Raw genomic sequence first — 26,925 nt, forward strand, 5'->3', positions numbered from 1 at the left:
CGACAGCGGGGCCTCCGTAGGGATCAACTCCCCTCTCCGCGACGCTACGGGCCGCCCCTGACGGCTCGCCTCGGTCACCTCTTCAACAGAAGGCATTTCGGTGCCGCTGGTGGGGCCTGGGCCCCGCACCAGTGGGTGGCCTGCGTGAGTCCGCGCGGCGGCGGGACTACCGTGGGCGGCGTAAGGGTGTCATCACATGACGGCCGACCCCCGGGTGGCGCGATGTGTTGGAGTGCGACGGCCGACCTGGCCGCCGGTGCCGGGATCGGCGCGGTCGGGGTGGCCTGTGTGGCGCGGGTGCGGCGGGTCCGTGATCTGCCGCTGGCCGCGCTGCCGTTGATCCTCGGGGCGCATCAGATCGTGGAGTCCGTGGTCTGGGACTCCGGCGGGGGTACGGGCCCGGCGACCGTGGCCTGGGCCGTCATCGCGCTGCCTCTGCTCGCGGTGTGGGTCCCGGCCGGTGTCATGTGCGCGGCGCCCCCGCATGCCCGGCTCAGGCTGACGGTCCCCCTGGCGATCGGCCTCGTGACGGGCGCCGCACTCGCGTACGCCCTCGTGACCCGTCCCGTGCGAGCGGAGGTCCGCGGCCACACCCTCGGCTACTTCGTGCACCTGAACCAGCCCGAACTGCTCGTCGCCGGCTATCTCCTGGCCACCGTCGGCTCCCTTCTGCTCTCAGGTGACCGTGGACTTCTGCTGCTCGGGGCGCTGATGGGCACGGGGGCGCTGATCTGCTGGGTGCTGTGGGAGCTGGAGTTCGTGTCGACCTGGTGCGCGTTCGCGGCGGTGGGTTCGGTGGCGCTGTTCGCCTGGGTGCGTCGGCGCCCGGTCGGGCCGGACGCGGGGCGCTGACGGGCACGTCGTGCGCGGCCCGCACGGCCGTCGGCGTCGTTCAACCGATCGGTTGAACGCGGGTTCCACCGCCCGCGCGTCCTGCGCTGCGTACGGATGACGCGCGGCCTCACCCCACGGCGCCAGAATCGCCACTGACCATGGCGCCGCGTTCGACCCGCCGAGGTCCTCACCCCCATCAGAGAGGCCCCACAGAGTGTCCAGTTTCCTCAGCAGACGACGTGTACTTGCCACCGGAGCCGGTGCCGCGGCCCTCGGCCTCGGAGCGTTCGGCGCCGCGGCCGGCCCCGCTGCCGCTGCCTCGTCCACCGGGTCCCGGCGGGGCGGCGGGCCCGAGGAGACCAGGACGCTCGACGAGCTGTACCGGGCCGCCCTGGCGGACGGCGGCAAGCTCGTCATCTACGCCGGCGGAGACACCCCGACACAGCAGGACGGCACCAAGGCCGCCTTCCTCAAGCGCTTCCCGGACATCGACCTGAAGCTCATCGTGGACTACAGCAAGTACCACGACGTCCGCGTCGACAACCAGTTCGCCACCGACACCCTGGTCCCCGACGTCGTACAACTGCAGACGCTCCAGGACTTCACCCGCTGGAAGGAGCAGGGCCGCCTGCTGTCGTACAAGCCGGCCGGATTCTCCCGGGTGTACGACGGCTTCAAGGACCCGCACGGCGCCTGGGTCGCCATCGGCGCGATCGGCTTCAGCTTCCTGTACGACGTCGCCGAGGCCGGCGCGGATGCCCCGAAGACCCCGCTCGACCTGATCGATCCGAAGTGGAAGGGGAAGATGGCCTCGTCGTACCCGCACGACGACGACGCGGTCCTCTACCTCTACAGCCTGTACGCGCAGAAGTACGGATGGGACTGGGTGGCCGCGCTCGCCCGGCAGGACGTGCGGTTCGCCCGGGGCAGCAACTCCCCGGGAGACGCGGTCTTCGGCAAGCAGAAGACGATCGGTATCGGCACGGCGGGCACGCTGACCTCCCCGGCCACCTCTCCCGCGAAGTGGGTCGTCGCCGACGGACACCCCTTCATGGCCTGGGGTCAGCGCGCCGCCATCCTCAAGCAGGCCAGGAACACGACGGCCGCCAAGCTGTACCTCAACTGGCAGCTGTCCACCACCCAGCAGCAGGCGTCCTTCAACGGCTGGTCGGTACGGACCGACGTCACGCCCGCGGCCGGCCTGAAGCCGATCTGGGAGTACCCCGACGCCCATATCGACGGCTTCCCCCGCTTCATGGCCGACCGTACGGCCGTCGAGCGCTGGAAGCAGACCTTCGCCCTCTACTTCGGCGAGGTGAAGGGCGACCCCACGCCGGGCTGGCCCGGCCTGCACCCGGGGGCGTAACCGCTGGTGGGGTCGCTGGTCTCCGTACGCCGCTCCGAACGGAGACCGGCGGCTCCGCTCTTCACATGGGCCCTACAGGCGGCGGATAGACTCGGGCGCCCTGTCCGACTGGATCAGTCCGCCCCAAGGGGATCTGCCGTGCCCGACCGCGCTCCACCGACCGCCCGCGGCAACCGGCCCACCCTGGAACACGTTTCGCACCTCGCCTTCTTCCTCGTCGTCGGCGCCGGACTCGTGCGCCTCGCCCAGCTCGAGATCCCCCTGTGCTGGTACATCGTGACCGTCAGCGGGCTGCTGGCCGTGACGTACGCGGGCGGGCTCGCTCACTGGGACCGGCTCGGCCCGCTCGGCCGGCACCTCTGGATCCCCCTGCTGATCCTGCTGTGGACCGCCCTCGTCTTCCTCGCGCCGTCACCGCTGACGACGGCCTACGTCTGGTGTGCCGTCCCACTCGCCTGTGCGGCCCTGCGCGCGCTCGGCCGCCGCTCCGCGATGGCCACGGTCGGCGTGATCACCTTCGTGCTCGTCGACGCACTCGTCCAGTCCACGGGCCGGTTCGACCCGGAGGTCGTCCTCGTCCCGGTGGCGGCCGTCTGGGGAACCGTCGCCCTCTATCGCGGCCAGCAGCGGGACGCCGCGATCCGCCAGCGCCTCGTCGAGGAACTGCGGGACACCCGCGACACGCTCGCGCGGCAGCAACGCCAGGCGGGCGTACTGGCGGAACGCACCCGCATCGCCCGCGATCTGCACGACACCCTGGCCCAGGAACTCGCCGGCAGCCTGATGCTGCTCCAGGCGGCCGAGCGCGATTGGGACGCGCGGCCGGAGGTGACACGGACCCGTGTCCGTGCCGTGGCCGACGGCCTGGGCAGCAACCTCGCCGAGACCCGCCGGATGATCCGGGACCTGACCCCGTCCACCGTCGCCGAGGCCGGCCTCGAAGGCGCGCTGCGGCTGCTGTGCGCCCGTTCCCGTCAGGAAGGTGCCGCCGCCCGGGTACGGTTCCGCTCGCTCGGAACGCATCAGCCCGCCCTCGACGACCAGGCCGCCACCACCCTGTTCCGCATCGCCCAGAACGCCCTGGCGAACGTACGCGAACACGCCCACGCGGTGAACGTACTGGTCACCTTCCACCGGCACCCCGATCGCGTCGAACTCGAAGTGAGCGACGACGGAGTCGGTTTCGACCCGGCCGCCACGTTCGCGGGCGAGCGCTCGCCGGGCGCCGTCCGGACGGACCGCGGATTCGGCCTCCCGGCAGCTCGGGCACGCTTGCGTGAGTGCGGGGGCGACCTCGACGTCAGCAGCGCACCCGGCCGGGGTACCAGGATCCGGGCCTCGGTGTCCGCGCGGTCCCGGCCGCGGCCGGTCGAGCCGTCGTTCACACCGGCGACCGCCCGATGACGGCCGCACCGCTGCGCGTGCTGATCGCCGACGACCACACGGTCGTACGCGCCGGACTGCGGGCCCTGCTGGAAGGTGAACCCGACCTCGACGTGATCGCCGAGGCGGGCAGTGGCGAGGAGGCAGTTCGTCTGGGAGCCGGGTTGACCCCGGACGTCGTGCTGATGGATCTGCGGTTCGCCGGACCGGGCCAGGGGATCGACGGCGTCGAGGCGGCCCGTCGGCTCGGCGCCCGGGCGCCCGGCGTGGCGGTGGTGATGCTGACCAGCTACGCCGGACGGGCCGATGTCGTCCGCGCGTTGGAAGCGGGTGCGCGCGGCTACGTACTCAAGGCGGGGCCGCCGGAGGAACTGTTCCAGGCGGTCCGGACCGCGGCTGCGGGCTCCATGGGACTCGCCGCGGCGATCGTCGGCGAACTCGTCGGCCAAGTGGTCGATCCGGACCAGGACTTGAGCCACCGCGAGATCGAGGTCGTCCGGCTGCTGGCCGAGGGGCGCAGCAACCGGGCCATCGCCGAGGCGCTGTACCTCAGCGAGGCCACGGTCAAGACCCACCTCGTGCGCGTCTATCGCAAACTCAGGGTCGACAACCGGGCGGCGGCCGTCTCGGAGGCCGTGCGCAGGGGACTGCTCGAACTCACCTGACACACAAGGCGTTCGACGCGACCGAGGCATCCTCTCCGCGCCCGCGCGGACCGTCATGGGCGGGCGTGGAGAGGGATGGCGCGGTAGGGCTAGGAGCCGGTCCCGGTGGTCACGTCGGACACCGTCCACCGTTGGTTGGAGCCGGAGTTCGGCGTCCAGATCGTGACGGCGGATCCGTCGGCGGTGGCCTGGCCGCCCACCTCCAGGAGCCTTCCGGTGGCGGCGTTGACGAGGGTCCAGGTGCCGTCACCGGTCGTTGACATGATCCACTGTGTGGCCGTGTCACGAGGTCCTGTGTCCGCCTCCAGGACCGGGGCGCCGTCGCGCACGGCCAGTCGCTTGCCCTCCACCGGGTTGGTGAACACGTACCGCTGCCGGTTGCCGGTCTGGCCGCTGACCTGTCGCAGCTGCCACCGCTGGCCGGTGATCGTGGCCGCGTCCGTGCTCGCCGTCTTGATGACGAGCTTGCCGCCGTCGTCCGCGACGGTGAGCGCCTTGCCGCTCTGCACGCCGGTCAGTGAGTAGGTGTGGCCCTTCTTCAGCAGAGCGGCGTCCTTGGCCACGCCCGACACACCCTTGACGACGAAGGAGGTCACGGACTGGGCAGGCACGGTGAAGGTGGCCCGGCGGTCGGTGACCGTGACGGGGGTCTGGCGTGCCAGCTTGCCGTCGGCGCTGGTCACCACGGGAGTCACCGTCGCGCCCCGCGCGATGTGGCCGAACTTGGACAGGTCGATGGTGACCATACGCGCGCTGGTGGTGCTGTTGACGTGGACGACGGTCGCCCCGTTGCCACTCTTGGAGACCGCGGCGGCGCTGGATGTGTCGTCGGTCTTGATCAGCCGGTCGCCCGGCTTGATGTAGTGGGTGAAGTTGCGGGCGGTGTCGAACTTCGTGTTCGTGTAGATGGGGCAGGTCGCCAGGGTGTCCGCGGAGGTGCAGCTGAACGGGAGCTGGATGCTGCCCCAGTTGCCGCCCTTGGCGGACTCACCGCCCGGCTTCATGTTGTCGTAGTCCTCGACCGGCTGCCAGAACACCCAGGCCTTGGGCTCGAGTTCGCGCAGGTCGTCGACCATCTGCTGGGCCAGGCCCAGCCCCGGCCGCATGTCCGTGAAGCTCTGGCCGTCGCCCCAGTCGCCCTCGACCTCGCTCATCCACAGCGGCTTGTCCGCCGCCTTGGCCAGGTCGCGCACGCTGGTACGGCCACCGGTGCCGTAGGTGTGGACGTTCATCTGGCCGACGAGGTCCCGGACGTCCTGGGGGTAGGTGTTCCAGTTCTGCGTGAAGATGCTGGGGTTGGTCTCGTCCATCGCGGAGATCTTCGTGCCGGTCTTCGCCTTCTCGAGGGCGGGGGCCAGCGCGCGGATCACCTGCTGCTGGAGCTCGGGGCCGATGTGCGCCCCCTCCTGGCGGCCGCCGACCGGCTGCCCGTCCGCGCCCAGGCGCGTACCCCAGTAGCTCGTGTTCGGCTCGTTGAACGGGTCGAGGGTGTCGACCTTGATGCCGTGTGCCTTCTCCAGCCGCTTGGTCGCGCCCGCCAGATAGGCGGCGAAGTCGTCGACGGAGTCGGCCTTGAGCTGGTCGGCGGAGGAGTTGAAGCCGCCGGAGACATAGCCGCTGTTGGTCATGAACCAGGGCGGCGAGTTGCTGAACGTCTCCCAGTGGGTGATGTCCTTCTTGATCCTGTCCACCCACCAGCGCTGGGTGGCGTCGGCGTTCGGGTTCCAGTCGGCCGCGTCGTCGGCGCTCCACCAGTCGGTGTCCGTACGGGTGGTGCCGTCCGGGGCCTTCCACCAGCCCTCGACCGCTCCGCCGGCCCGCAGGTAGTTCTTGACGTCGGGGGCGTTGCCGCCGCCGATGTTGTAGCGGGCGATGTTCAGGTTGAGGCCGTCGTCGCCGAACAGGAGCTTGGCGAGCTTCTCGCGGATCGGTGCCGGGTAGTTGCCGGTGGCGTTGGCGAACCAGACCAGGCTGGTGCCCCAGCCCTCGAAGCTCTGCTCCTTGTACGAGGGATCCGGCCGGACGGTCACGGACGCGGTCGCCGCCGGCGCGGTCTCCGCGCTCGTGGGCGGGGCGGTGACCAGGGCTGCCCCGGTGGCCAGTGCGGTGCCTGCGATGGTTCCCAGAAGCCGTCTTGTGCGGGTACGGCGTGCCAACGTGTGCTCCCAACTCGTGTGTGGTCGCTGCGATGGACCGGCGTGCCCCCGAGCGGGGGCACGCCGGCTAACCCTCGAACGGGGGCCGTGCTCGCTGTTCGAGGGCTGTCAGAGGGCGGGCTGCCGCAGTACGGCGACGTCCCGGGGGGCGAGGACGACGGTGCCGTCGTCGTCCGTCCGGCCGACCAGCAGGTCTCCGGAGACCCCGGTCAGCGGCACCGTCTCGTCGGTCCGGTTGACCAGGAAGAGATAGCGGCTGTCCGCGCTCCGGCGCACGATCAGTTCGACGCTTCCCCGCGCGCCGTCCGGCAGTTCACTGTGCACACCGGCCGGGGCGAGCAGCTTCGGCAGCAGCGTGGTGAGACCGTCCGTGCCGAGCCGGGTGGAGACGTACGCGGCCGAGCCCTGGCCCGTCGGGCGCCGGGTGACGGCGGGGCGGTCGGCGTAGGTGCCGCCGCGGTAGTGCGCCAGCACCTCCACCGCCGGGTCGGTGACGCTGATCCGGTCGGTCCACAAGGTGCCCGTGGCGGTGCCGTCCACGCCGTCCAGGTCGACGTCGGCCGTCTCGCCGTCGAGCAGCGGGCCGAACTCCTCGATGCGGATGCCGAGCAGCTCGCGCAGGGCGCCCGGGTAGCCGCCGAGCCAGATGTGGTCGTTCTCGTCGACGACACCGGAGAAGTACGTGGTGATCAGGTGGCCGCCGTTCTCGGCGTACCGGGTGAGCTCCTTGGCGAGCGGGGCCGGCATGACGTGCAGCACCGGCGTGATCAGGACCTGGTAGCGGTCGAGTTCGGTCTGCGTGGTGACGACGTCGGCCCGGACGCCGAGGGCGAGGAGCGCGGAGTACCAGTCCAGCACCTCTTGCCGGTAGCTGAGCTGGGCGGTGGGGTGGGAGTCCTGCTCGCTCGCCCACCACGAGTCCCAGTCGAAGACGATGCCGACCCGGGCCGGCTCACGCTCGGTCCCGGCGACCGGAGCGAGGGTCTTGAGGGTCTGTCCGAGGCCGGCCACCGCACGGAACAGCTCGCTGTCGGCTCCGGCGTGCGGGACCATCGCCGAGTGGTACTTCTCGGCGCCGGCCGCCGACTGGCGCCACTGGAAGAAGCACACCGCGTCGGCGCCGTGGGCGACGTGCACCAGCGAGTCACGGGCGAGGTCGCCCGGCCGCTTGGCCACGTTGATCGGCTGCCAGTTGACGGCGCTGGTGGAGTGCTCCATGAGGAACCACGGACGGCCGCCGGCGATGCCGCTGACGAGGTTGGCGGAGAAGGACAGCTCGTCGCGGTCCTGCGGGCCGGGCACCACGTAGTGGTCGTTGGAGACGAAGTCGATCTCGGCGGCCCAGTCCGCGTAGTTCATGCCCTTGGTGTTGCCCATCACCATGAAGTTGGTGGTCACCGGAACATCGGGCGTGAGCTCGCGCAGGACGTCCCGCTCCGCGCGCAGATAGTCCTTCAGCACGTCGGAGGAGAAACGCTTGAAGTCCAGCTGCTGGGTGGGGTTCGGGTGGGAGGCGGCCAGCCGGGGCGGCAGGATCTGCTCCCAGTCGCTGTAGCGCTGGGACCAGAACGCCGTGCCCCAGGCGTGGTTGAGGGCGTCGAGCGTCGTGTAGCGGGCGCGGAGCCAGTCGCGGAATGCGCGGGCGGCGTCGTCGGAGTAGTCGTAGACGTTGTGGCAGCCCAGCTCGTTGGAGACGTGCCAGGCGACCAGCGCGGGATGGTTCGCGTACCGCTCGGCCATCTTGCGCACCAGGCGCAGCGCGTGCTCGCGGAAGACGGGAGAGGTGGGACGCCAGTGCTGGCGCGCCCCGGGCCACAGTGTCTCGCCGGAGGCGGTGACCGGAAGGATCTCCGGGTGCGCCGTGCTGAGCCAGGGCGGCGGGGAGGCGGTGGCGGTGGCCAGGTCGACCCCGATGCCTCCCGCGTGCAGCAGGTCCATGACCTCGTCGAGCCAGCCGAAGTCCCACTCGTTCTCGGCGGGCTGGATGCGGGCCCAGGAGAAGATCGCCACGGAGACGATGTTGACGCCCGCCTCCTGCATGAGCCGGATGTCCTCCTCCCACACCTCGCGAGGCCACTGCTCCGGGTTGTAGTCGGCGCCGTAGGCGAGGCGGGGGGTGGGATCACCGTCCGGCCCGTGCCGCAACTGGGACAGGAGGGTGGAGATCATGGTGGTCCTTCCGGTTACTGCACGAGGTGGCGCGAGGTGCGTGGTTGCTTCCCGGCGGCCGCCGCTGAGCGCCTGCTGCTCAGCGGCGGCTCCCGAGGGGAATGCCGGCTACTTCGAGACGGTGAAGCCCTGCTCGTTGCCGTACTTGATGGAGGCGTCCTGCCAGCTCTTCAGGCCGTCGGCCAGCTTGGTGCCGGAGATGTAGGCCTTGCCGACGGTGTCGTTGAAGATCGAGTTGGCGTACTGCTGGAAGGGCAGGTAGGACCAGTCGCTGGCGACGTTGGCGGCGGAGTCGGCGAAGATCTTGTTGGCTTCCTGGCCGCCGAAGTAGTCGAACTTGGTGTTCTGGAACTCGGTGGACTGGAGCTCAGCCTTGGTCGCCGGGAAGGCGCCCTGCTTGATGCGGGTCTGCACGCCGTCGCCGGAGTTGGCGTACTGGACGAACGCGTAGGCGAGTTCCTTGTTCTTGCCCAGCGCGGGCAGGGCGAGGGAGCTGCCGCCGTTCTCCGCGCTGGCCTTGTCGCCCTTGGTCCACTGCGGCATCGGGGCCGCGCGCCAGTCACCGGAGGCGTTCGGCACGCCGGAGACGAAGTTGGCGGGCATCCAGGCGCCGGTGGTCAGGGTGGCGATGGTGCCGTCACCGAGGCCCTTGTACCAGTCGTCGGTCCAGCCGTTGATGGGCGCGACGAGCTTCTCGTCGATGAGCTTCTGCCAGGTGTCGGTGTACTTCTTGGCGCCCGCGTCCTCGAAGTTGACCGTCACCTTGGTGCCGTCGACCTTGTAGGGGCGCGAACCGGCCTGCCACAGCATGCTGGTGGTGAAGCCCGCGTCACCGGCGTCGTTGGCGATGTAGACCTTGGGGTCGGCCTTGTGCAGCTTGCGGGCCGCGTCGACGTACTCGTCCCAGGTGGTCGGGACGGCGATCTTGTACTTGTCGAAGACCTTCTTGTTGTAGAACATCGCCATGGGGCCGGAGTCCATCGGCAGGCCGTAGACCTTGTCACCCTCGCTCACGGCGTTCCACGGACCCGGGGTGTACTTGGCGGCGAGCTTGTCGGCGCCGTAGGGGGCCAGGTCACTGAGGCCCTTGGTGAGGGCGTACTGGCTCAGCGCGAAGTATTCGACCTGTGCGACGTCGGGGACGCCCTTGCCGGCCGCGATGGCGTTCGACAGAGCGGTGTAGTGCTTGTCACCGGACCGGTCGCTGACGAGGTTGATCTTGACCTTGGGGTACTTCTTCTGGAAGTCGGCGGCGACCGTCTTCAGCGTGGGCTCCCAGGCCCAGACCGTGACCGAGCCGCCCTTCTTGAGGGCAGCCTGGATGTCCGCGTCGGAGACCGCCTTCGTGCCCGAGCTGCTGTCGTCGGAGCCGCCGCAGGCGGTAGCCCCCAGGGCGAGGACGGAGAGGAGAGCGAAGCCGCGCAGCAGGCGGCCGGTGGTTCTGCGCATGGAGGTGCTTCCACTTCTTCGTGGGTGGGACTTCTTCATGGGTGGGACAGGGTGAGGGTGAAAGAGGTGAGGCTGCGGGGGGTGGGGGCCTGAGGGCGGGCTATTCCTTGACGCTTCCGGCGGCGAGCCCGGACTGCCAGTACTTCTGCAGCAGCAGGAACGCGGCGATCAGCGGCACGATGGTGAGCAGCGAACCGGTGATCACCAGGTTGAAGATCACGTCGCCACCGATCGTCTGGGCCTGGGAGTTCCAGGCGTCCAGACCCAGGGTCAGCGGGTACCAGTTCGGGTCCTTGAGCATGATCAGCGGCAGGAAGTAGTTGTTCCAGGTCGCGACCGTGGTGAACAGCAGGACAGTCACGGTGCCAGGCGCGAGCAGCGGCATGGCGACCTGGAAGAAGGTGCGGATCTCGCCCGCTCCGTCGATCCGGGCGGCCTCCATCAGCTCTGTGGGGATGGCCTCGCTGGCGAAGACCCACATCAGATACAGGCCGAAGGGCGAGACGAGTGAGGGGATGATCACCGCCCACGGTGTGTCCGTCAGCCCCATCTTGCTGAACATCAGGAAGGTGGGTACCGCCAGGGCGGTGCCCGGTACGGCGACGGCACCGATGACCACGGCGAAGACGGCGCGCTTCCCGGGGAAGTTGAACTTCGCCAGCGCGTAGCCGCCCAGGATCGCCAGGAGGGTCGCGCCACCGGCGCCGAGCACGACGTACAGCAGGGTGTTCAGCAGCCAGCGGACGAAGATGCCGTCGTGGTACGTGAACGTGTCGTGGATGTTTTCCCAGAGGGCGAACTTGTGGCTGAACCACAGGCCGGACGAGGTGGCGAGCCCGTCCTGGGTCTTGGTGGCGCTGATGACCAGCCACACCAGGGGCACCACGGTGTAGAGCATGATCAGGCCGGTGAGCACGGTCAGCAGGACGCTGCGCTTGGGGCGTCCGGAAGAGTGCTTGCGCCGTGTGCGCAGTCGGGGCGTGTTCTTGGAACCGCCGGACTCGGCGGACGGGGGCGGGGAGGCGGTGGTGACGGGGCTGCTCGTGCTGCTCATCGGGTCACGCTCCCTTGCGCATGCCGCGGAGCTGCACGACATAGGCGATGACCATGGTGATCAGCCCCATGATGATGGCGACCGCCGCGGAGTAGTTGTGCTGCTGTCCGTTGAAGGACAGTGAGTACGTGTAGTAGTTCGGGGTGTAGTCCGTCGTGATGGCGTTGCGCGCCAGCGGCCGCAGGATGCTCGGCTCGTTGAAGAGCTGGAAGCTGCCGATGATCGAGAAGATCGTCGCGATGACCAGGGCACCGCGGATGGCGGGGAGCTTGATGGCCGAGATGATGCGGATCTGCCCGGCGCCGTCGATCTCCGCGGCCTCGTACAGCGAGTTCGGGATGACCCGCAGCGCGGAGTAGAAGATCAGCATGTTGTAGCCCACGAACTCCCAGGTGACGATGTTGCCGATCGACGCCAGGACCAGGTCCGCGGAGAGCGGGTCGGGCAGGGTGACGTCGAAGGCGCTGTTGATGTCACCCACCAGACCGAACCGGGTGCCGTACATGAAGCCCCACATCAGAGTGGCGACCACGGCGGGCACCGCGTACGGCAGGAAGATCGAGATCCGGAAGAAGTTCCTGCCGTACAGACGGCCGCTGTCCAGCGCGAGTGCGACGAGCAGGGCGATCCCCAGCATGATCGGCACCTGGATCAGCAGGAACAGCGAGACCCGCTCCAAGGAGGACCAGAACTGGTCGTCCTGGAGAGCCTGCTTGTAGTTGTCCAGGCCGACGAAGGACGTGCCCCCGATGAGCTTGTCACGGAAGAGGCTGAGGTAGATCGAATAGGCGATCGGAGCCAGGAAGACGAAGGCGAAGACCACCGCGAAGGGGCCGATGAACCCCCATCCTGTCCAGGAGCGGCGGTCCCTTTTCGGAGGCCGGTCCGGGCGCCGTGCCACGCCCGCAGGGGGTTGAAGCGTCGTCATGTCGTTCCTCGCTCGTCCTTCTCGGAACCGGCGTCTCACGCCGTCGCGATGTTTACGTAAACATGCCGTCCCCCTTCGCGTCGAGGGCTGTTATGTTTACGTAAACATCTGATGGCGGCATGTCTACACTGCGCCAATGTCGGTGGTCAAGGGTCGTCTGACGAAACGGCGACCCGGGTAACAAAGGAGACGGGTGGACACTGCGGACAGTGCCTCGACGGGGACGGAACGGTCCCGCGGGCGCAAGGGAAAACGGGCGGTGGGTCGCACGCAGACCGCGTCCATGGCGGATGTCGCACGCCTGGCCGGGGTCTCCTCGCAGACGGTTTCCCGCGTGTCCAACGGTTACGCGGGTGTGAACGAGGAGACCCGTGAACAGGTGCTGGCGGCAATGAAGGAACTGGGCTACCGGCCCAACAGCGCCGCCCGGGCCCTCAAGCGCGGTGAGTTCCGCACCATCGGCGTCATCACCTTCAACCTCTCCACCACGGGCAACATGCGCACCCTGGAGGCGATCGCCACCTCCGCGGCGCAGGAGGGCTACGCCGTCACCCTGCTCCCGGTCGCCGTGCCCACCCAGGACGAGGTGCGCGGCGCCTTCTCCCGGCTCGGGGAACTCGCCGTCGACGCTGTCATCGCCATCATGGAGGTGCATCTGCTTGACGCGGCGACCATCTCCCTGCCCCCGCATGTGCAGGTCGTCGTCGCCGACTCGGACGCGGGCGACCGTTACGCGGTGGTCGACACCGACCAGGCCGGGGGAGCGCGGGCCGCCGTACGCCACCTTCTGGACCTCGGCCACAGCACGGTCTGGCATCTGGCCGGCCCCGAGGAGTCCTTCGCGGCACAGCGCCGCACCGATGCCTGGCACGCCGCCCTGAGCGAGGCGGGCCGCGTCCCGCCGCCCCTCGTACGTGGCGACTGGTCGGCGGAGTCCGGCTACCGCGCGGGCCTGCGGCTCGCCGACGAGCGCGACTGTACGGCGGTGTTCGCCGCCAACGACCAGATGGCACTGGGCCTCCTGCGGGCCCTGCACGAGCGCGGCCGGAAGATCCCCGACGACGTCAGCGTCATCGGCTTCGACGACATCCCCGAGGCGGGCTCCTTCCTGCCGCCGCTGACCACGGTCCACCAGGACTTCGCCGAGGTGGGACGCCTGTGCGTCGAGGGTGTCCTGCGGCGGATGCGCCACGGCGGGCCGGAACACGGCACCACACTCGTTCCCACGAAGCTGGTGGTGCGGGGGAGCACGGCTCCGCCGGCCGGGGATGCGTGAGGTTCCCGTGCCGAGAGCCGAGCGGGAAGGAGCGGCACTGAGCGGCAGGAATGCCGCGGCCGCTTCAGCGTTGCGCTAGCGCGGTGTGAGGGCTTTGACCCAGTCTTCGACGGTGACGACATCCGCCCATTGCGGGAACAGCTTCTCGGTGAGGATCCGGTGCACCTCGGGGTCGGTGTCGAGGCAGGCATCCGCCAGGACGGTGAGATCGAAGTCCAGGTCGATGGCGCGGCACAGGGTGGACAGCACCACACCGCTGGTGGCGATGCCGGTGAGAACCAGGCTGTCGATGTCACGAGCCCTGAGCACCAGGTCGAAGTCGCTGCCCGAGAACGCGCTCCCTCGCCTCTTGGTGACCACGATGTCGCCCTGCTGGGGCGCGACGTCGTGGTGGATCTCGGTGCCGGGGTCATCCTCGGTGAACAGGCCGGCCCGTACGGCGGCGGTGAGCACCCTGTTGCGGGGGCTGACTTCCGGATGGCCCGGCCGTAACTCGATGACCACGTAGATCACGGGGATGCCCGCCGCGCGGGCACCGTCGATCGCATGGCGCAGGCGCGGCAGATATCCGGAGCCGTCGTCGGCGATGCCCACGATGTCCCGTTGGACGTCCATCACGAGGAGCGCGCTGTTCGCCATACTTGCCGTCCCTTCGTCACGGGGAAACAAGAGCAAGTCTGGAGGATCGACCGAGTCGCGTGGGGAAAACGCGGACATCCTCACGCGGGGCTGACGCCGTCGACTCGACCAGAAGGTGACGGGGGCCGCGCAGACCGGGGCTCGCGCGGTAGGGCGGTGGGTCGGCGACGAGTCGGGGGTTCTGCAGCCGGTGCGCCAGCTGGGTGAGAGCGATCTGTGTCTCGGGACGGGCCAACGGGGCACCGAAGCAGTAGTGGAGGCCGCCGTCGAATGGGCTGTGCCTACCTGCTGACGCCGGCTGAACGGGTCGAGTGGGATCGGCACGCGTTGCTGCTTCCCACCCGCACAGTCACCTGATCCCTGGCCGCACGGCCTGCGTCCAGACCGGCCGGATCACGGCTCGGCGGGGTTCTTTCCCCAGACGAAGACCTCGGTGCTCGGAAGGCGTTCGGAGAATCGGCCCGACGGGGACACCTCCCGCAGCAGGAGGCGCACGTCCGCCTCGAAGGCGTCACGGCGCGCGCCGAACAGGTGCGGAGCCGAGAACGACATCGAGAACACCCCCGCGACGACGTCATCGCGCGTGCGCTCAAGCGCCTGCCCACCGGGGACGACATGACGCCGCGGACCGGAGAATCCCGCGCGCGCGAGCACCGTGGCCTCGCCGCCGGGCGTGCCCTGGGGCAGCACCCCGCGCCCGGCGCGTCGTACCGGTCCGAGGTAGTGCCTGACCAACTCGTCCATCGCCGCGTAGGGCACCGCCGGATACGGAAGGCCGTCGACGGACCGACGCTCGGTCTTCAGATCCGAGATGTGCACGAACGCCCCGCCGGGCACGAGCATGTCCCTGATGGTCGCCGCCACCAGATCCCGATCCATCCAGTGGAAGGACTGGGCGAAGGCCGCCACGGTGAACGTCCCGAGATCTGCGGGCAGGTCCTCGGCCCGGACCCGCACCCACCGCGACTTGCCGCTCACCCCCGCCTCGACGGCTCCGCGCGCCGCTTCGGAGAGCATCCCGCTGTCCGGGTCCACACCGACGATGTCACCGAACAGGTGCGCCAGACTCAGTGCCAGGGTGCCCGGCCCGCATCCCACGTCGATCAGGCGCCCCCGACCGTCAAGTCGCAGCACCTCGGCGAGCACATCCGCGAGACCGGGTGCGTACGGGAGCCTTCCGCGCTGGTAGTAGGGGGCCGTCCCCGAGAACAACGTGTCGTCCCACTCCCAGCCGACGACCACCGCCACCCGCCACCCTTCACACAAGGTTGCCCGACGGCGGTCGCCGCACTGGTCAAGATAGCGAACGCACGGATTGCCGGATCGCGAATCTCGTGCGCAGGACCACGTCGTCGTCACCGGTCGGGCGCTCCTCGCACACCAGGGCAGGCGTACGGCGTCGGATCGGCGGCGAAGGGGGACGTCGCCGGGGATGTCCAACTCCTGGGCGTACTCGACCCCGTGGACACGCAACACGCCCTGACCTGCTCGGCCGCGGACCCCCTCTAGGGGCGTCGGCCAATGCTGTCGACCACAGCGATCTGCTGGAGGCCCTTCGTTTCGAAATATGGGTTGGTGTCCCGCCACTGACCGTGCACCAGTTTGGTTGTGCAGCCTTTCAACCGCATGCCCAGATAGACATAGGTGTTGCGGTCGAAGAGGAAAGTGAAGTCGATGCCCGGGTAGGACACCCCGACTCCGGGTCGGCCGAGGATGTCCACCTCATCTCGGTCGACGCGCACCCGCGGGATGTCGGCGAGTGCCTCGAACGCAGCAGTCTGAAGCCCTGGCGGCATCACCCGCGGTCCCTGCATGAGCAGACACGCGTCGAGAAACGCGGATTGGTCCGTCTGCGGACTGCTCTTCTGCCCGTGGCGGAGCATTTCGAGGAGTGCGGCAGGTTCTGTGGGCAGCTTCTTGAGCTTGGCGTAGATGGTGGGCGGCCACTGCACTTCATGCTGACCGAGCGGCGGGTCGTGGTGGACTTTCCCGTACTCATGCCGGAGAGAGGGCTTGGAGCCGTCGACCGACATCCAGCTCTCGTCCGTCCAGGTACGCGTCCTGCCGCCCTTCTGGGGTGTCCGTTCGATGTAGGTCCTGGTGTAGAAGTACTGGTCGTCGCGCGGGATGGGCAGCCGGCTGTGGTCGGCTCTCGAGGCGTCCGCAGCCTTCTGGAGGATCTGGGCCGCGCTGAGCGTGGTGAGGTTCGGCGTGCTCGCGTTGTCGCCGTCTCGCGTGACCGCGACGGCGATACCTGCCGCGGCTGCGGTGGCGGTGCCGACGAAGGCGCCGCGCAGAACGAGGCGCCGGGACAGTCGGCCTCTCGTGCTCTGGCGCGTTTCATGGTCGATGGCGCGGAAAAGGCGGGCCCGAGCCGCAGTGCGGGCCTGTGGGGTGAGCTGGAGGTCGTCGGCTTCCCATTCCCGCAGCTCAGTCAGGTCATCCATGATCGTGCTCCTTTTGGAGTGCAGCCGCGGAGGGGACATCCTGGGCGCCCATCGTTCTGCGTAGTTGGGCACGTACCCGGTGCAGGCGTGAGCGCACGGTGCCGATGGGAACGCCCAAGGACTCCGCGGTCTCCGCGTAGTCGAGGTCACCCCAGGCGACGAGGAGCAGCACGTCACGGTGACGGGCGGGCAACTTGGCGAGCGCGCCCGCCAGCACTCCCGAGAAGCGCTCGGCGCTGACTCTCTCGGCGACTCGGTCCTCCATGGGCTCGCCTTCGTCGCTCTGCCCGCTGGATGCCAGGGAGGCCGCACGTGACATCGCACGCAAGCGCCGGGCCTCGGCTCGCCGGTGACGTCCGACGAGGTTGGTCGCTATGCCGTACAGCCATGGACGGGCTTGGGCCTGAGAGAGGTCGTAGCGACGGCGCTGCTGGAACGCGATCACAAACGTCTCGGCCATCAGGTCATCGGCCGCATCGACACCCAGCCGTCTGGCCACGTAGCGGTGGATGTCGCCGGCGTGGCGGTCGAACAGTACGGCGAAGACGTCCGGCGTCTCCCAGGACTCCTCGACGACCGAGGCGTCGGAGGCGGGCTCGTTGTCATCCCGGGCGCCGTGCCGGACACCGATGCCCGGCGAGAGCGTCACCGGTTGTCTCTTCGGTTCATGTGCTTCCCTTGAAGTCGTTCGCGTGGACAACAGTGGTTCGCCGATGACGTCGTACGAGTTCCACATCCGCGATGTGATGTGAGCCACATGCGACTGGCGCCGTCCGCCTGGTTCGTCCTCGCTCTGACCGTCGTCCACGGGCCTACGTAAAGTCCGAGTACGCGAGGTGAGTTGCGCAGACGCGGCATCGGAAGAGGTAGGCCGTGGGCCGGCCGTCCTTGTCCAGAGCGCTGAGGTGTTGCTCCACTTCGTCCGGAGGCCATCCCCAGCCGCCGGCCTCCTGTCGGAGCGTCTCGATCGCGTCGGGACGGGCGGCGAGTTCGGCGGCTCCGACCGCGCCGAGGAACGCCGCGCCGTCACCGCAGTGGACATACCACCGAGGTTCCTGCCATCCGGGAAAGCCCGGCGTACGGCCGGTCACCGCCACGAAGACCTCGATCGGTACGTCGTCGCCGACAGCGCCTCCCGTAAAGGTGGCCTCGTAGCGGCCGGCAGCCGTTCCGTCGGCGATGCACCATGGGCAGAGCCGATCGGCGAGGTCGTCGACGGAGTAGGCGGGGCCCGCGTAGATGTATCCGCGTGCCTGCCCGCAACACACGCACGTCCTGTCGGACGATACGACCGCGCCCGTGGTGATGGGATCGGGATGGTAGGGGAATTCCGGCAGCGGCTCTGTCACAACCGGGGACGGTAACAGCTGCCGCGGCCACCCGGGCAGAAGGCAAAGCCCAAGCTCAGCCGGGGGTTTGAGCGGTCGACCGCCGAATTCGCTGGGTAAGTCCAGGGACGCGCCCGTATGTTGGCGCCATCACGAATGAGGCAGAGCGGGAGGACTTCGTGAACCGTCGGAGCGATGCATCGAGCCCGGAGCCGAACAGGGAGCCGAATCCGAACCCGGCTGGACGTGAGTCCTACCGGGACATCTGCCGCTGCTTCGACCAAATCCGCTCCCACCCGCGCGCTCGCGTCGGCTTCCACACCGAACGGCAGGACACCTCGGCGCCCGGCTGGCGGCATCTGCTCGCGCTCATCGACGAGGCGGCCGCCGACGGCCGGGAGGAGTTCCGTCCGCTCATCGAGCTCACCCCCCAGGAACGGCGGCAGATCGTCACTCTGCCGCCGACCATCGCCAAGCTGACGGCGGTCAAGCACCTCATGCTCTACGGCAGCAACCTCGTCCGCATCCCACCCGAGATCGGGGCGATGACCAGCCTGGAGGAGTTCACCCCGTACACCTCCTACCGACTGCACTGGTTCCCGTACGAGATCACCAGATGCACGAGGCTCACCGAGAGTACGGTGAGTACGCGCACTCTGTTCGGCAACTACAAGCTGCGGCCCCCCTTTCCGCGGCTTCAGCCTGCCGAGAGTTCGGTCGCCGGACTCGATACCGGCGACCTGGACCCACGCCGATGGGGCACGACAGCGATCTCCTCATGCAGCGTCTGCGACCGAGCCGTCGAACTCGGCGGGCTCCACCCGGTCTGGATCTCCCTGCGGGTGGCCACGGACGTTCTGCCCCTGCTGGTCAACGCGTGTTCGGCGCAGTGCGTGGCCGCACTTCCCCCGCCACCCGAGGGTTACGGCCGGTCCGCGCACGCAGGCGGTCCGGTCGGCCAACCCTCGGCTGACGGGGACTGACCGGCACAGGGCCCGGTCAGCCGATCCGTGCCTCGCCGTACGGCACCAGTCGCACCGGCCCGAGCAGCCCGTACGCCTGACGCGCCGTCCCGCCGTAGACCGCGGGGTCGCTGACCCGCAGCCGGTTGGAGAGCGGGGTGGCGACCTCGACCTCGATGACATTGACCCCCCGTCTGAGCACGTCGCCCAGGTCCACCACCGGATGGATCTGGTCCACGGGGTCGAGGCGGTGGCCGTTCACGGTGACCCGGCAGGTGTCGGTCACGGTGCCCAGTTCCAGGCGGGCACCGTGGCCGCCGGTCCACCCGTCGTCGAGGGTGACCGTGGTGCGGTAGCGGCCGATTCCGGCGACGTCCGCGAGCTCGGTGATCTGCGACCAGGGCAGCAGTGCGTCGAGGGTGAGGTCGTGCTCGACGACGGTGGTGCGGTAGGGCGTGTCGCCGGGCCGCCAGTCCTGGACGTGCAGCTGCCAGGAGCCGAGGTCGATCGGCGCGGGGACAGTCTTGAGTGTCGTCCGCACGGTGCGGCCTGACGACAGGACGGTGCTGTACGTGCCTGCCGTGGTCGCCCGGACGGTGAGTCCGGCGTCGGTGAGGCGCACCTCGTCCGCCTCGCTGTCGACCGCGTGCGTCCGGCCGCCGGCACGGTCGCCGAAGAGCCCGGGGCGGCCGAGGGCCAGGATCAGGGTCTCGGCGGGCTGGAGGGTGACGCGAGCGGTGACGGTGTCGCCGTCCTCGGTGTAGCGGGCGAGGCGCTCGGCCTTTCCGGTCCACGGGTCGAGGAGGTAGGGCACGGCGCCCGCGGTCGTGCGGCGCAGGGTGACCTCGTGGTCGATCGCGGCCACCGGCGGTTTGACGGTCTCGGCGTGCTTGCCGTTGCAGAGGTAGTAGTAGTCGACGCCGTCGGCCACGCGGTGGGCGTTGAGCAGGGTGGAGGAGGTCGCGTACCGGACGTCGGGTGCCACCCCGAGGTCGGCGAGAGCGGTCGGCACGGCCGACTTGTCGGTGACCTGGCGGACCAGCGGCTGGGCCAGCAACTCGGCTACCACGGAACGCAGTTCGTCGCTCTCGCCGCTGTCCGGGACGCCGGATGGCACCACGGTGTCCCAGGCGCCGAGCAGCACGACCGGCAGTCCGGCGCGGGCGAGGCGCAGCAGGGCGCGGGCGTCGGACAGCGCGAGGGTGACCGTGGAGCCGTAGAAGAAGTCGCCCTCGACGAACAGGGCCTTGTACGCCGGGCCTTCGGGTGCGAGGCGCCCGTGGCGCACGGTGGCGGCGGGCAGGTCGAGCAGCGGCCCGCTGAGGAACTGGTGAGTCCAGCCCAGGGGGATGCCCGTCGCGGTGAACCAGGAGGCGCCGATGCCGGTGGCGGTGTACCCGGTCTGCCGGAACACCGCGACGTCGACGCGCGGGCGGCCGGTCTGCAACACCTGGTGAACCCGGCCCAGGTACCCCGACACGTCCGCGACGTGCCGCCAGGTCGGATGCCGCGGGCCCCAGGACTCTCCATAGCCGACCGTCCCCTTGTACGGGGTGAAGGCGGCGTATCCGGGCCAGTTCACGCCCGGCAGCTCGGCGTAGGAGAAGCCGTGGACGACCGTCTGGTTGACCCCTGCCGCATAGGCGCCGCCCATGGTGCGCAGGAACTTCTGCCAGGTGGTGTTGTAGGCCCCGCCGGCGTAGGCGCCCGCCTCGCAGGACAGCACGGTGTGCCCCGCCATGTCCCGGCCGCCCGCCAGGCAGCGGTAGTCGTCGAGGTTCTTGAAACCGAGGGACTCGCCCTCGGCGATGTCCAGGAGCGCGGCCGAGGCGATCGCGTCGGTCTGCAGCCCATAGGGCTGGGAACGCAGTTCGAGGCCGAGGGAATGGGCCCAGGTGCGCAGGGCCGTCACATGGTGCCGGTTGAAGAGGACGGACACCGTTTCCCAGAAGTCGTGCCGGATCTGCCGGGTGACGGCGGCCTCGAACGCGAAGACCTGGCTGCCGTGGTTGAGGATCACGGCGGGCAGCAGCGGTAGCAGGGAGCGGCCGGTGTGGGCGAGGAACGCGTCCGGGAGGCCGGGCGTCCACTGGAGGCCGTCGGTCTCCAGCTCGATGGAGTCCTCGAAGAGCGCCCCGCCGGAGACTTCGAGCAGGCGCCGGACGGTGGGGGAGAGGAGATGGGCCTCCCAGAAGTCGGTCACCGCGCGTGTGCCGGCCGCGCTGAAGTGGTCGACCACGTACGCGGCCGGGGCGGTGTGCGGGCCGCCTTCCGGTGTCTGCCCGGAACCGCGGACCCAGTAGGACACGATCACCCAGCTGCCGTCGTCGGGCGCGGTCCAGGTGAGCGTGCCGTCGGTGACGGCGCCGGTGAGGTCCCGGACCGAGTCCAGGTCGAGCCCCGTCTCCTTGCGGGTGGAGTTCGCCGTGTTCACCCGGGCCGCCTGGACCACGAGCAACTGCTGCCGGGTCACGCCCGAGGCGGCGGCGTAGACCGGGGGCGGCACCGGACCGGAGTAGGCGGATCCCGCCGTCAACGTGGCCGTTCCGTAGGAGAGTTCCTTGACCGCCGCCTCGCTGTCCGGTGTGATGCCGGGGACCGCTGCCGGCCAGCTGGGGCCGATGGTCAGATCGACGGTGAGGCCGCGCCGGGCCGCCTGGCCGAGTGCCGCCTCCACTCCCGCCACCCACGCGGCGCTGCCCCAGCCGTGCCGCGCGGTGTCCAGGACCGAGGAGTCCGTGACGCTGTGATGGACCGCGGCTATCTCGGCCCCGCCGAAACCGGCGTCGGCGATCTGGTCGATCTCGCGTCGGATCTCGTCGGGCTGCACGAGGCCGTCGGGCCACCACCAGCGGAACTTCGGCCGCACGGCGCGCCCGGGCGTCGCGAAGGGCGGCCCGACGGCGGTCGAGGCCCCCGCCACCGCGGGCAGGCTCCAGTCGAACGCACCGGCCGCGGCCGTGGCGACGGCGGCTCCGAGGAGAGCGCGGCGGGGAAGCCCCGAGCGGTGGGCCGGGGTGACGTTGCTCATGGATCTCGTCCACTCTCTCGGAGGGCAGCACGAACAGGACCCCTTCGGGGCCCACGCTTTTGAATCGTTTAAATCCTCCGGGAAGCTACGGCCCCGGATCGGAGAGCGTCAAGATCCGTGCACACCTTCGACCTCAGTCGTGTCAGGTGGCGTGCGTGAGCTTCGCAGGCGGAGATCAGGAAGTTGTCAGGGTGTGGGAAGACCCTCTCTCCTCCCTTTTTCCCGGGCGCAGGCGCTTACCATCGGCCACGTGTGCGCACATGTGCTGGTCGCGGAGGACGACGAGAAACAGGCGGAGTTGATACGCCGCTCACTGCTTCAGGAGGGACACACCGCGACCGTGGTCCACGACGGCGGGGCCGCGCTCGACGAAGTACGGAGGCACAAGCCCGACCTCGTCGTCCTCGACCTGATGCTGCCCGTGATCGACGGCTTCGGCGTATGCCGGGTACTGCGCCGGGACGACGACATCCCCGTCCTCATGCTCACCGCCCGCTCCGCCGAGGAAGACATCCTGCTCGGCCTGGAACTCGGCGCCGACGACTACATGACCAAGCCGTACAGCCCGCGCGAGCTGATGGCCCGTATCCGCACGGTCCTGCGGCGCAGCGGGCGCCCGGCCGATGAGCAGGACCGGGCCGTACGGGCCGCCGGAATCACCGTCGACCCGGTCCGGCACGAGGTGCACTGCGACGGCGCGCGCGTGGAGTGCACCCCCGGCGAGTACGAGATCCTGCGCGCCATGACCGCGGAACCCGAACGGGTCTTCTCCCGGCGGCAGTTGCTCCAGTGCACCCGCGGTATCGACCGGGCCTCCACCGAACGGGCCATCGACGTGCACATCATGAACCTGCGCAAGAAGATCGAGCCCGATCCCCGCCGGCCGGTGCGGCTGCTGACCGTGTTCGGCGTCGGCTACAAGCTCAGCGGTGAGCGCGGGTGAGCTCCGGCATACCGCTGCGCAAGAGGCTGCTCGTACGGCTGATGATCACCTCGGTGCTCATCGCCCTCTGCTCGGTGGCGGCGACGGCGTGGCTGGCGGTGCAGACGACGACCCGCGCCATCCAGGAGGAGCAGGGACAGGTCCTCGCCGACGACACGGACATCCTCCGGCAGCTCAGCGGATACGCCGCCACCCACCCGAGCTGGGCGGGCGTCCAGGACACCCTGCTCCGGCTGTCGGCCGCCAAGGGGCGACGGATCGCGCTGACGACGGCGGACCGTACGCCGATCGCCGACTCCGCCAAGTCCCGCACCGCCCTGCCGCCCGGGGCCGCCGCCACCGTCGACCCCCTGCACACCGACACCTACTCGGAGCCAGGGGCCCAGCTCAGCGGTGTCGACCCGCGCGCCGTGGGGCCCTACCGGCTGACGCCCCTGGAACGCGCACGGCTGGGCAAGCTGGCGACTGTGCGGCAGAAGTGCGCCGCGCGCAACGGCGTCGACACCACGATCACCTGGACGCCGAGCGGTAGGCCCGTCCTCTCGGACGAGAACGGGATCCTCCCGAACTCGACCGTGCCCGACGTGTGCGCGGACGGACAGCTCAATACCCTGACCCAAACCGAGGAGACGGCGCTGGCCAGGCTGACGACCCTCGCCGAGGCGTGCCTGCGGCGCCAGGACGTCGCTGTGCCCGCGAAGGGGTTCCTCTCGCTGGAGTTCTCCAGCCAGGCCCCGCAGCCGCAGTTCGCCCTGGACAGGGGGAACCCGGTAGGGCATCCCACGGCGATCGGGGCGAAGGGGAGCGAGTGCGTCGCCGAAGCGCGTCGCGAGCAGCTCGACCCCGATGTCGCGCCCGTCGCCGAGCTGTTCCTGGGCACGGGGGACAGCGCCCTCCCGCACTTCGACATGTCGAACGCCAACAAGGCCAAGATCGTCGGAGTCACCGGTCTCGTCCTGGCCCTCACCGTGGCCGTGACCGCGCTGGTCGCCACCCGTCTCGTCCGCCCGCTGCGCGCGCTCACGCAGGCCGCCCAGCAGCCGTTGGAGCAGCATGTACGGGTGCCCGTCACCACCCGCGACGAGACGGGCATCCTGGCGGTCGCCTTCAATGAGCTGACCGAGCGCCGGGAGCGGATGGAGGCCCAGCGCAAGGCGATGGTCAGCGACATCGCGCATGAACTGCGTTCCCCGCTCACCAACATCCGCGGCTGGCTGGAGGTGACCCGCGACGGCATCGTCGACCCCGACCGGGAACTGCTTGCCTCCCTGCACGAGGAGGCGGTACTGCTCCAGCGGGTCATCGACGATCTCCAGGACCTCGCGGCGGCCGACGCGGGCACACTCGGGCTGCACCGCGAGGCCGTCCGTGCCGACGAGCTGCTCGCACAGGTCGCCGCGGCGCACCGGGTGGGAGCGGAGGCCGCGGGCATCGGGCTGCGGACGGGGACGGACGGGACGTCCGCGCCGACGGGGAGCGGGTCTGCGTGGATCGACGCGGATCCGGTCCGGATGCGGCAGGCACTCGGCAATCTGGTGTCCAACGCGATCCGGCACACACCGGACGGCGGCACGATCACTCTCTCCGCCCGGGAGGAGGACGACCAGGTCGTCCTCGAGGTGGCCGACACCGGCAGTGGTATCGCCGCGGAGGATCTGCCCAGCGTCTTCGACCGGTTCTGGCGGGCCGAGAAGTCCCGCAGCCGGCGCACCGGCGGCAGTGGGCTCGGCCTGTCCATCGTCCGCCAGCTTGTTGCCGCCCACGGGGGTGGCGTCGCGGTGGCGAGTGAACTCGGCGCCGGTTCGGTCTTCACCCTGAGGCTGCCCGCCACTGACCCGCCGGTTGACGCGGACGAGGTCCGCTGACCTGCGCAGGGTGGTGCTGGCGGTACCAGGATCCGCGTTCCCCCGTACAGGAGGGATCTGGTTGCCCCGGCGTCCTGGGAGCACTGTGGTCACATGAACACCACCAGGATGCCGGGGGCCAGAATTCGTGTCACGCCCCTGCGGTCGCTCGCGGGACGCACCTATGTCCCGCGCCGCGGAGGAAGTGGCAGAGGCGCAGAGAGGTCACGAGGGTCGGAAAGTCAGGTTCCAGCCGTCCAGGTGGCCGGGGTCGACGGTGAGGATGCCGGGGGCGTTGTCCATGACGCAGGGCCTCCAAGAGCCGTCGGCGGGGGGTGCCGAGGCGTCGATGGTGCAGGTCGCGCGCGGCTCCGCGCCGATCTCCCAGGCGGAGTCCTTCACCAGGGCCCCTCCGGCGGATCAGGCTGATGACCTGGGCGCCGAAGAAGTCGTGGACGAGGGCGACGCGCAATGGGCCACTTTCCGACCGTGGGAAGTGGCCCGTGCGGAGTTCCTCACCGGAATACGTTGTCGGAATCGTCCCAGATCGAGGGCTCGCTCGGCGTGTACTCCCGCGGGACCCTCGACGAGGTCTGGTACATCGCGTCGATCTCGGCGGCGAAACGCCGTGAGATGGCGTCCCGGCGCAGCTTCATCGACGGGGTCAGCAGGCCGTTGGTCTGGTCGAAGGGTTCGGGGAGAACACGGAACACCCGGATCGACTCGGAGCGGGACACGGTGCTGTTGGCCGCGGCCACGGCGCGTCTGACCTCCTCCCGCAGCTCGTTCTCCTCCCGTGCGTCCCGTGCCGACGCGCCTCCCTTGGACCAGGCTCCGCGCCAGTGCGCGAGGAAGTCGGGATCAAGGGTGATGAGGGCACCCACACACGGCCGGTTGTCGCCCACGACGACCGCCTGATGGATCAACGGGTGCACGCGCAGCCGCTCTTCGAGGGCCGTGGGAGCCACGCTCTTGCCGCCGCTCGTGATGATGATGTCCTTCTTGCGGCCGGTGATGGCCAGGTACCCCTCGGCGTCGAGGTGCCCGAGGTCGCCCGTCGCCAGCCAGCCGTCCTGGAACGCGGCGTACGTGGACGGGGGATCGTTGACGTAGCCCTGGAACACCGAGGGCCCCCACACCAGAATCTCCCCGTCCTCGGCCACCCGGATGTCCGTACCGGGCAGGGCGCGGCCGACCGTTCCGAACTTCTCGCGCCCCACAGGGTTGGCCGTGATGCCGCCGCTCGTCTCGGTGAGCCCGTACCCGTCGTGGACGAAGATCCCGATGCCCGCGTAGAAGAGGGCGAGTTCACGGTTGAGCGGGGAGCCGCCCGACACCGCACCGCACACGCGTCCCCCCAGGGAGGCCCGCAGCTTCCGGTAGACGGTCTTCTCGTAGAGGGTGTGCTGCAGGCGCAGATCGAAGCCGGGGCCCGAGCCCGTGCCCAGTCGTTGGCGTTCGGTGGCCGCGGCGAAGTCCTTCGCCGTCTGGACGGCACGCTCGAACAGGGCTCCGCGGCCCGTCTGTTGTGCGGTACGCAGGAAGTTCTTGTAGATCTTCTCGAAGACGAACGGGACGGCGTAGAGATAGGTCGGGCGGAAGGAGAGAAGCGCCGCGGAGAGTGTCTCCGCACTGAGGTCGGGCTCATGCCCCAACAGGATGCCGCCCCGCAGACAGAGCCCTTGGACCATGAGGCCGTACACGTGCGAGAAGGGCAGGAAAGCGAGGATGGCGGGCTGCTCACCAGGGGGAGCAGCCGTGTGTCTCCAGCCCGCGAGGAGGGTGTCGCAGGGGCTGGCGAGGTTACGGTGGGTGAGGGCACAGCCCTTGGGGTGCCCCGTCGTACCGGAGGTGTAGGCGATGACCGCGGTCGAGTCGGGCAGCACGATGCGGCGCAGCGAGTCCACCGTGGTCGTCGGGATCGCCCGGCCCCGCTCGACCAGCTGTGCCAGGGCCCCGGTGTCCAACTGCCAGACGTGGCGCAGCGACGGGAGCGACGCGCATGCCGAGCCGACCGTCATGATCCCCTGCTCGTCCTCGACGACCACGGCGACACAGCCCGCGTCCTGGAGGATCCACGCGACCTGCTCGTGCGACGAGGTCGGGTAGATCGGCACGACCTCGGCGCCGACCGCCCACAGCGCGTAACTGAGGACGGTCCACTCGTAGCGTGTACGTGCCATGACGGCGACCCGGTTCCCCGGACGCAGGCCGGACACGACCAACCCCCGGGCCAGATCGACCACTTCGTCCCACAGCTCGGCCGCGGTCACCGTCGTCCAGATGCCGGGATCGTCGTCGAGACGGCGTGCGATCTGCGGCAGATCCGGCTCGCGGCGAGCCGTTTCGAAGAGACTGTCGGCGAGTCCACCCTGCATCACTGTCGCAGCCGGTGAAGGATTTTCGAACGCGTGCATCGCCGCTCCAGAATTCTCCCCGGCGCGACCCCAC

21 protein-coding genes are annotated in these 26,925 nt (G+C 69.7%); 8 read left to right on the forward strand and 13 right to left on the reverse strand.

From position 1 onward, the window contains the following. Positions 1 to 222 precede the first annotated feature (222 nt). The 4 genes from ACIRA5_RS33580 (at position 223) to ACIRA5_RS33595 (ending at position 4,248) form a co-directional block, all read left to right on the forward strand. Complete coding sequence (locus ACIRA5_RS33580; protein ID WP_403697294.1) at positions 223 to 852, forward strand: DUF6629 family protein; 630 nt, start codon at positions 223 to 225, stop codon at positions 850 to 852. A gap of 196 nt (positions 853 to 1,048) precedes the next feature. Then, on the forward strand, positions 1,049 to 2,200 hold the full coding sequence (locus tag ACIRA5_RS33585; RefSeq protein WP_403697297.1) for an ABC transporter substrate-binding protein: 1,152 nt from the start codon (positions 1,049 to 1,051) through the stop codon (positions 2,198 to 2,200). Positions 2,201 to 2,338: 138 nt separating this feature from the next. Continuing rightward, on the forward strand, positions 2,339 to 3,604 hold the full coding sequence (locus ACIRA5_RS33590) for a sensor histidine kinase (RefSeq protein WP_403697300.1): 1,266 nt from the start codon (positions 2,339 to 2,341) through the stop codon (positions 3,602 to 3,604). Next, complete coding sequence (locus ACIRA5_RS33595; protein WP_403697302.1) at positions 3,601 to 4,248, forward strand: response regulator; 648 nt, start codon at positions 3,601 to 3,603, stop codon at positions 4,246 to 4,248. Before ACIRA5_RS33590 ends, ACIRA5_RS33595 begins: the two co-directional genes overlap by 4 nt. An 89-nt stretch (positions 4,249 to 4,337) precedes the next feature. On the opposite strand, the gene ACIRA5_RS33600 is transcribed toward ACIRA5_RS33595, so the two are convergent. From ACIRA5_RS33600 to ACIRA5_RS33620, 5 genes are all read right to left on the reverse strand, one after another. Further along, positions 4,338 to 6,404 (reverse strand): RICIN domain-containing protein, encoded by a 2,067-nt coding sequence (locus ACIRA5_RS33600; RefSeq protein ID WP_403697304.1) that lies wholly within the window; start codon positions 6,402 to 6,404, stop codon positions 4,338 to 4,340. Between the two features lie 108 nt (positions 6,405 to 6,512). Then, a complete protein-coding gene (locus ACIRA5_RS33605; RefSeq protein WP_403697307.1) occupies positions 6,513 to 8,573 on the reverse strand; it encodes a beta-galactosidase in 2,061 nt (686 codons plus the stop codon). Between the two features lie 108 nt (positions 8,574 to 8,681). Continuing rightward, a complete protein-coding gene (locus ACIRA5_RS33610; protein ID WP_403697310.1) occupies positions 8,682 to 10,022 on the reverse strand; it encodes an ABC transporter substrate-binding protein in 1,341 nt (446 codons plus the stop codon). Positions 10,023 to 10,122: 100 nt separating this feature from the next. After that, positions 10,123 to 11,076, reverse strand: coding sequence for a carbohydrate ABC transporter permease (locus ACIRA5_RS33615; RefSeq protein WP_403697312.1), 954 nt, complete (start codon positions 11,074 to 11,076; stop codon positions 10,123 to 10,125). 4 nt (positions 11,077 to 11,080) lie between these two features. Continuing rightward, positions 11,081 to 12,004, reverse strand: coding sequence for a carbohydrate ABC transporter permease (locus ACIRA5_RS33620; protein WP_067381317.1), 924 nt, complete (start codon positions 12,002 to 12,004; stop codon positions 11,081 to 11,083). A gap of 283 nt (positions 12,005 to 12,287) precedes the next feature. Here ACIRA5_RS33620 and ACIRA5_RS33625 point away from each other — a divergent pair, with 283 nt between their 5' ends. Further along, positions 12,288 to 13,280 carry a LacI family DNA-binding transcriptional regulator gene (locus ACIRA5_RS33625; RefSeq protein WP_403697742.1) on the forward strand — a complete coding sequence of 331 codons (993 nt, stop codon included), beginning with the start codon at positions 12,288 to 12,290 and terminating at the stop codon, positions 13,278 to 13,280. 75 nt (positions 13,281 to 13,355) lie between these two features. Here ACIRA5_RS33625 and ACIRA5_RS33630 read toward each other — a convergent pair whose 3' ends face one another. The 5 genes from ACIRA5_RS33630 to ACIRA5_RS33650 form a co-directional block, all read right to left on the reverse strand. Continuing rightward, positions 13,356 to 13,919, reverse strand: a complete 564-nt coding sequence (locus tag ACIRA5_RS33630) for a cysteine hydrolase family protein (protein WP_403697315.1) — start codon at positions 13,917 to 13,919, stop codon at positions 13,356 to 13,358. A 393-nt stretch (positions 13,920 to 14,312) separates the two neighbouring features. Continuing rightward, positions 14,313 to 15,161, reverse strand: coding sequence for a class I SAM-dependent methyltransferase (locus tag ACIRA5_RS33635; RefSeq protein WP_403697744.1), 849 nt, complete (start codon positions 15,159 to 15,161; stop codon positions 14,313 to 14,315). A gap of 263 nt (positions 15,162 to 15,424) precedes the next feature. Then, a complete protein-coding gene (locus tag ACIRA5_RS33640; protein WP_403697318.1) occupies positions 15,425 to 16,366 on the reverse strand; it encodes a CU044_5270 family protein in 942 nt (313 codons plus the stop codon). Beyond that, positions 16,359 to 17,015, reverse strand: a complete 657-nt coding sequence (locus ACIRA5_RS33645) for an RNA polymerase sigma factor (RefSeq protein ID WP_403697321.1) — start codon at positions 17,013 to 17,015, stop codon at positions 16,359 to 16,361. Before ACIRA5_RS33645 ends, ACIRA5_RS33640 begins: the two co-directional genes overlap by 8 nt. A 163-nt stretch (positions 17,016 to 17,178) precedes the next feature. Then, entirely contained in the window at positions 17,179 to 17,715 is a 537-nt protein-coding gene (locus tag ACIRA5_RS33650; RefSeq protein ID WP_403697324.1) for a CbrC family protein, read from the reverse strand. A gap of 158 nt (positions 17,716 to 17,873) precedes the next feature. Here ACIRA5_RS33650 and ACIRA5_RS33655 point away from each other — a divergent pair, with 158 nt between their 5' ends. Further along, a complete protein-coding gene (locus ACIRA5_RS33655) occupies positions 17,874 to 18,677 on the forward strand; it encodes a leucine-rich repeat domain-containing protein (protein WP_403697326.1) in 804 nt (267 codons plus the stop codon). 16 nt (positions 18,678 to 18,693) lie between these two features. On the opposite strand, the gene ACIRA5_RS33660 is transcribed toward ACIRA5_RS33655, so the two are convergent. Continuing rightward, positions 18,694 to 21,687: a glycosyl hydrolase gene (locus ACIRA5_RS33660; RefSeq protein WP_403697328.1), complete on the reverse strand. Its 2,994-nt coding sequence runs from the start codon at positions 21,685 to 21,687 to the stop codon at positions 18,694 to 18,696. Between the two features lie 250 nt (positions 21,688 to 21,937). Here ACIRA5_RS33660 and ACIRA5_RS33665 point away from each other — a divergent pair, with 250 nt between their 5' ends. Both ACIRA5_RS33665 and ACIRA5_RS33670 read left to right on the forward strand, forming a co-directional pair. Further along, entirely contained in the window at positions 21,938 to 22,630 is a 693-nt protein-coding gene (locus ACIRA5_RS33665; protein WP_403697331.1) for a response regulator transcription factor, read from the forward strand. After that, a complete protein-coding gene (locus ACIRA5_RS33670) occupies positions 22,627 to 24,495 on the forward strand; it encodes a sensor histidine kinase (RefSeq protein ID WP_403697334.1) in 1,869 nt (622 codons plus the stop codon). Before ACIRA5_RS33665 ends, ACIRA5_RS33670 begins: the two co-directional genes overlap by 4 nt. Positions 24,496 to 24,699: 204 nt before the next feature. Here the strand turns inward: ACIRA5_RS33670 and ACIRA5_RS33675 are convergent, their stop codons facing one another. Continuing rightward, positions 24,700 to 24,876 (reverse strand): hypothetical protein, encoded by a 177-nt coding sequence (locus ACIRA5_RS33675; protein ID WP_403697336.1) that lies wholly within the window; start codon positions 24,874 to 24,876, stop codon positions 24,700 to 24,702. Between the two features lie 113 nt (positions 24,877 to 24,989). Continuing rightward, positions 24,990 to 26,891, reverse strand: coding sequence for an AMP-dependent synthetase/ligase (locus ACIRA5_RS33680; RefSeq protein ID WP_403697339.1), 1,902 nt, complete (start codon positions 26,889 to 26,891; stop codon positions 24,990 to 24,992). Positions 26,892 to 26,925 lie beyond the last annotated feature (34 nt).

Source organism: Streptomyces sp. NPDC096311, from assembly GCF_044763085.1.
In the GTDB taxonomy this organism is placed as follows: Bacteria; Actinomycetota; Actinomycetes; order Streptomycetales; family Streptomycetaceae; genus Streptomyces.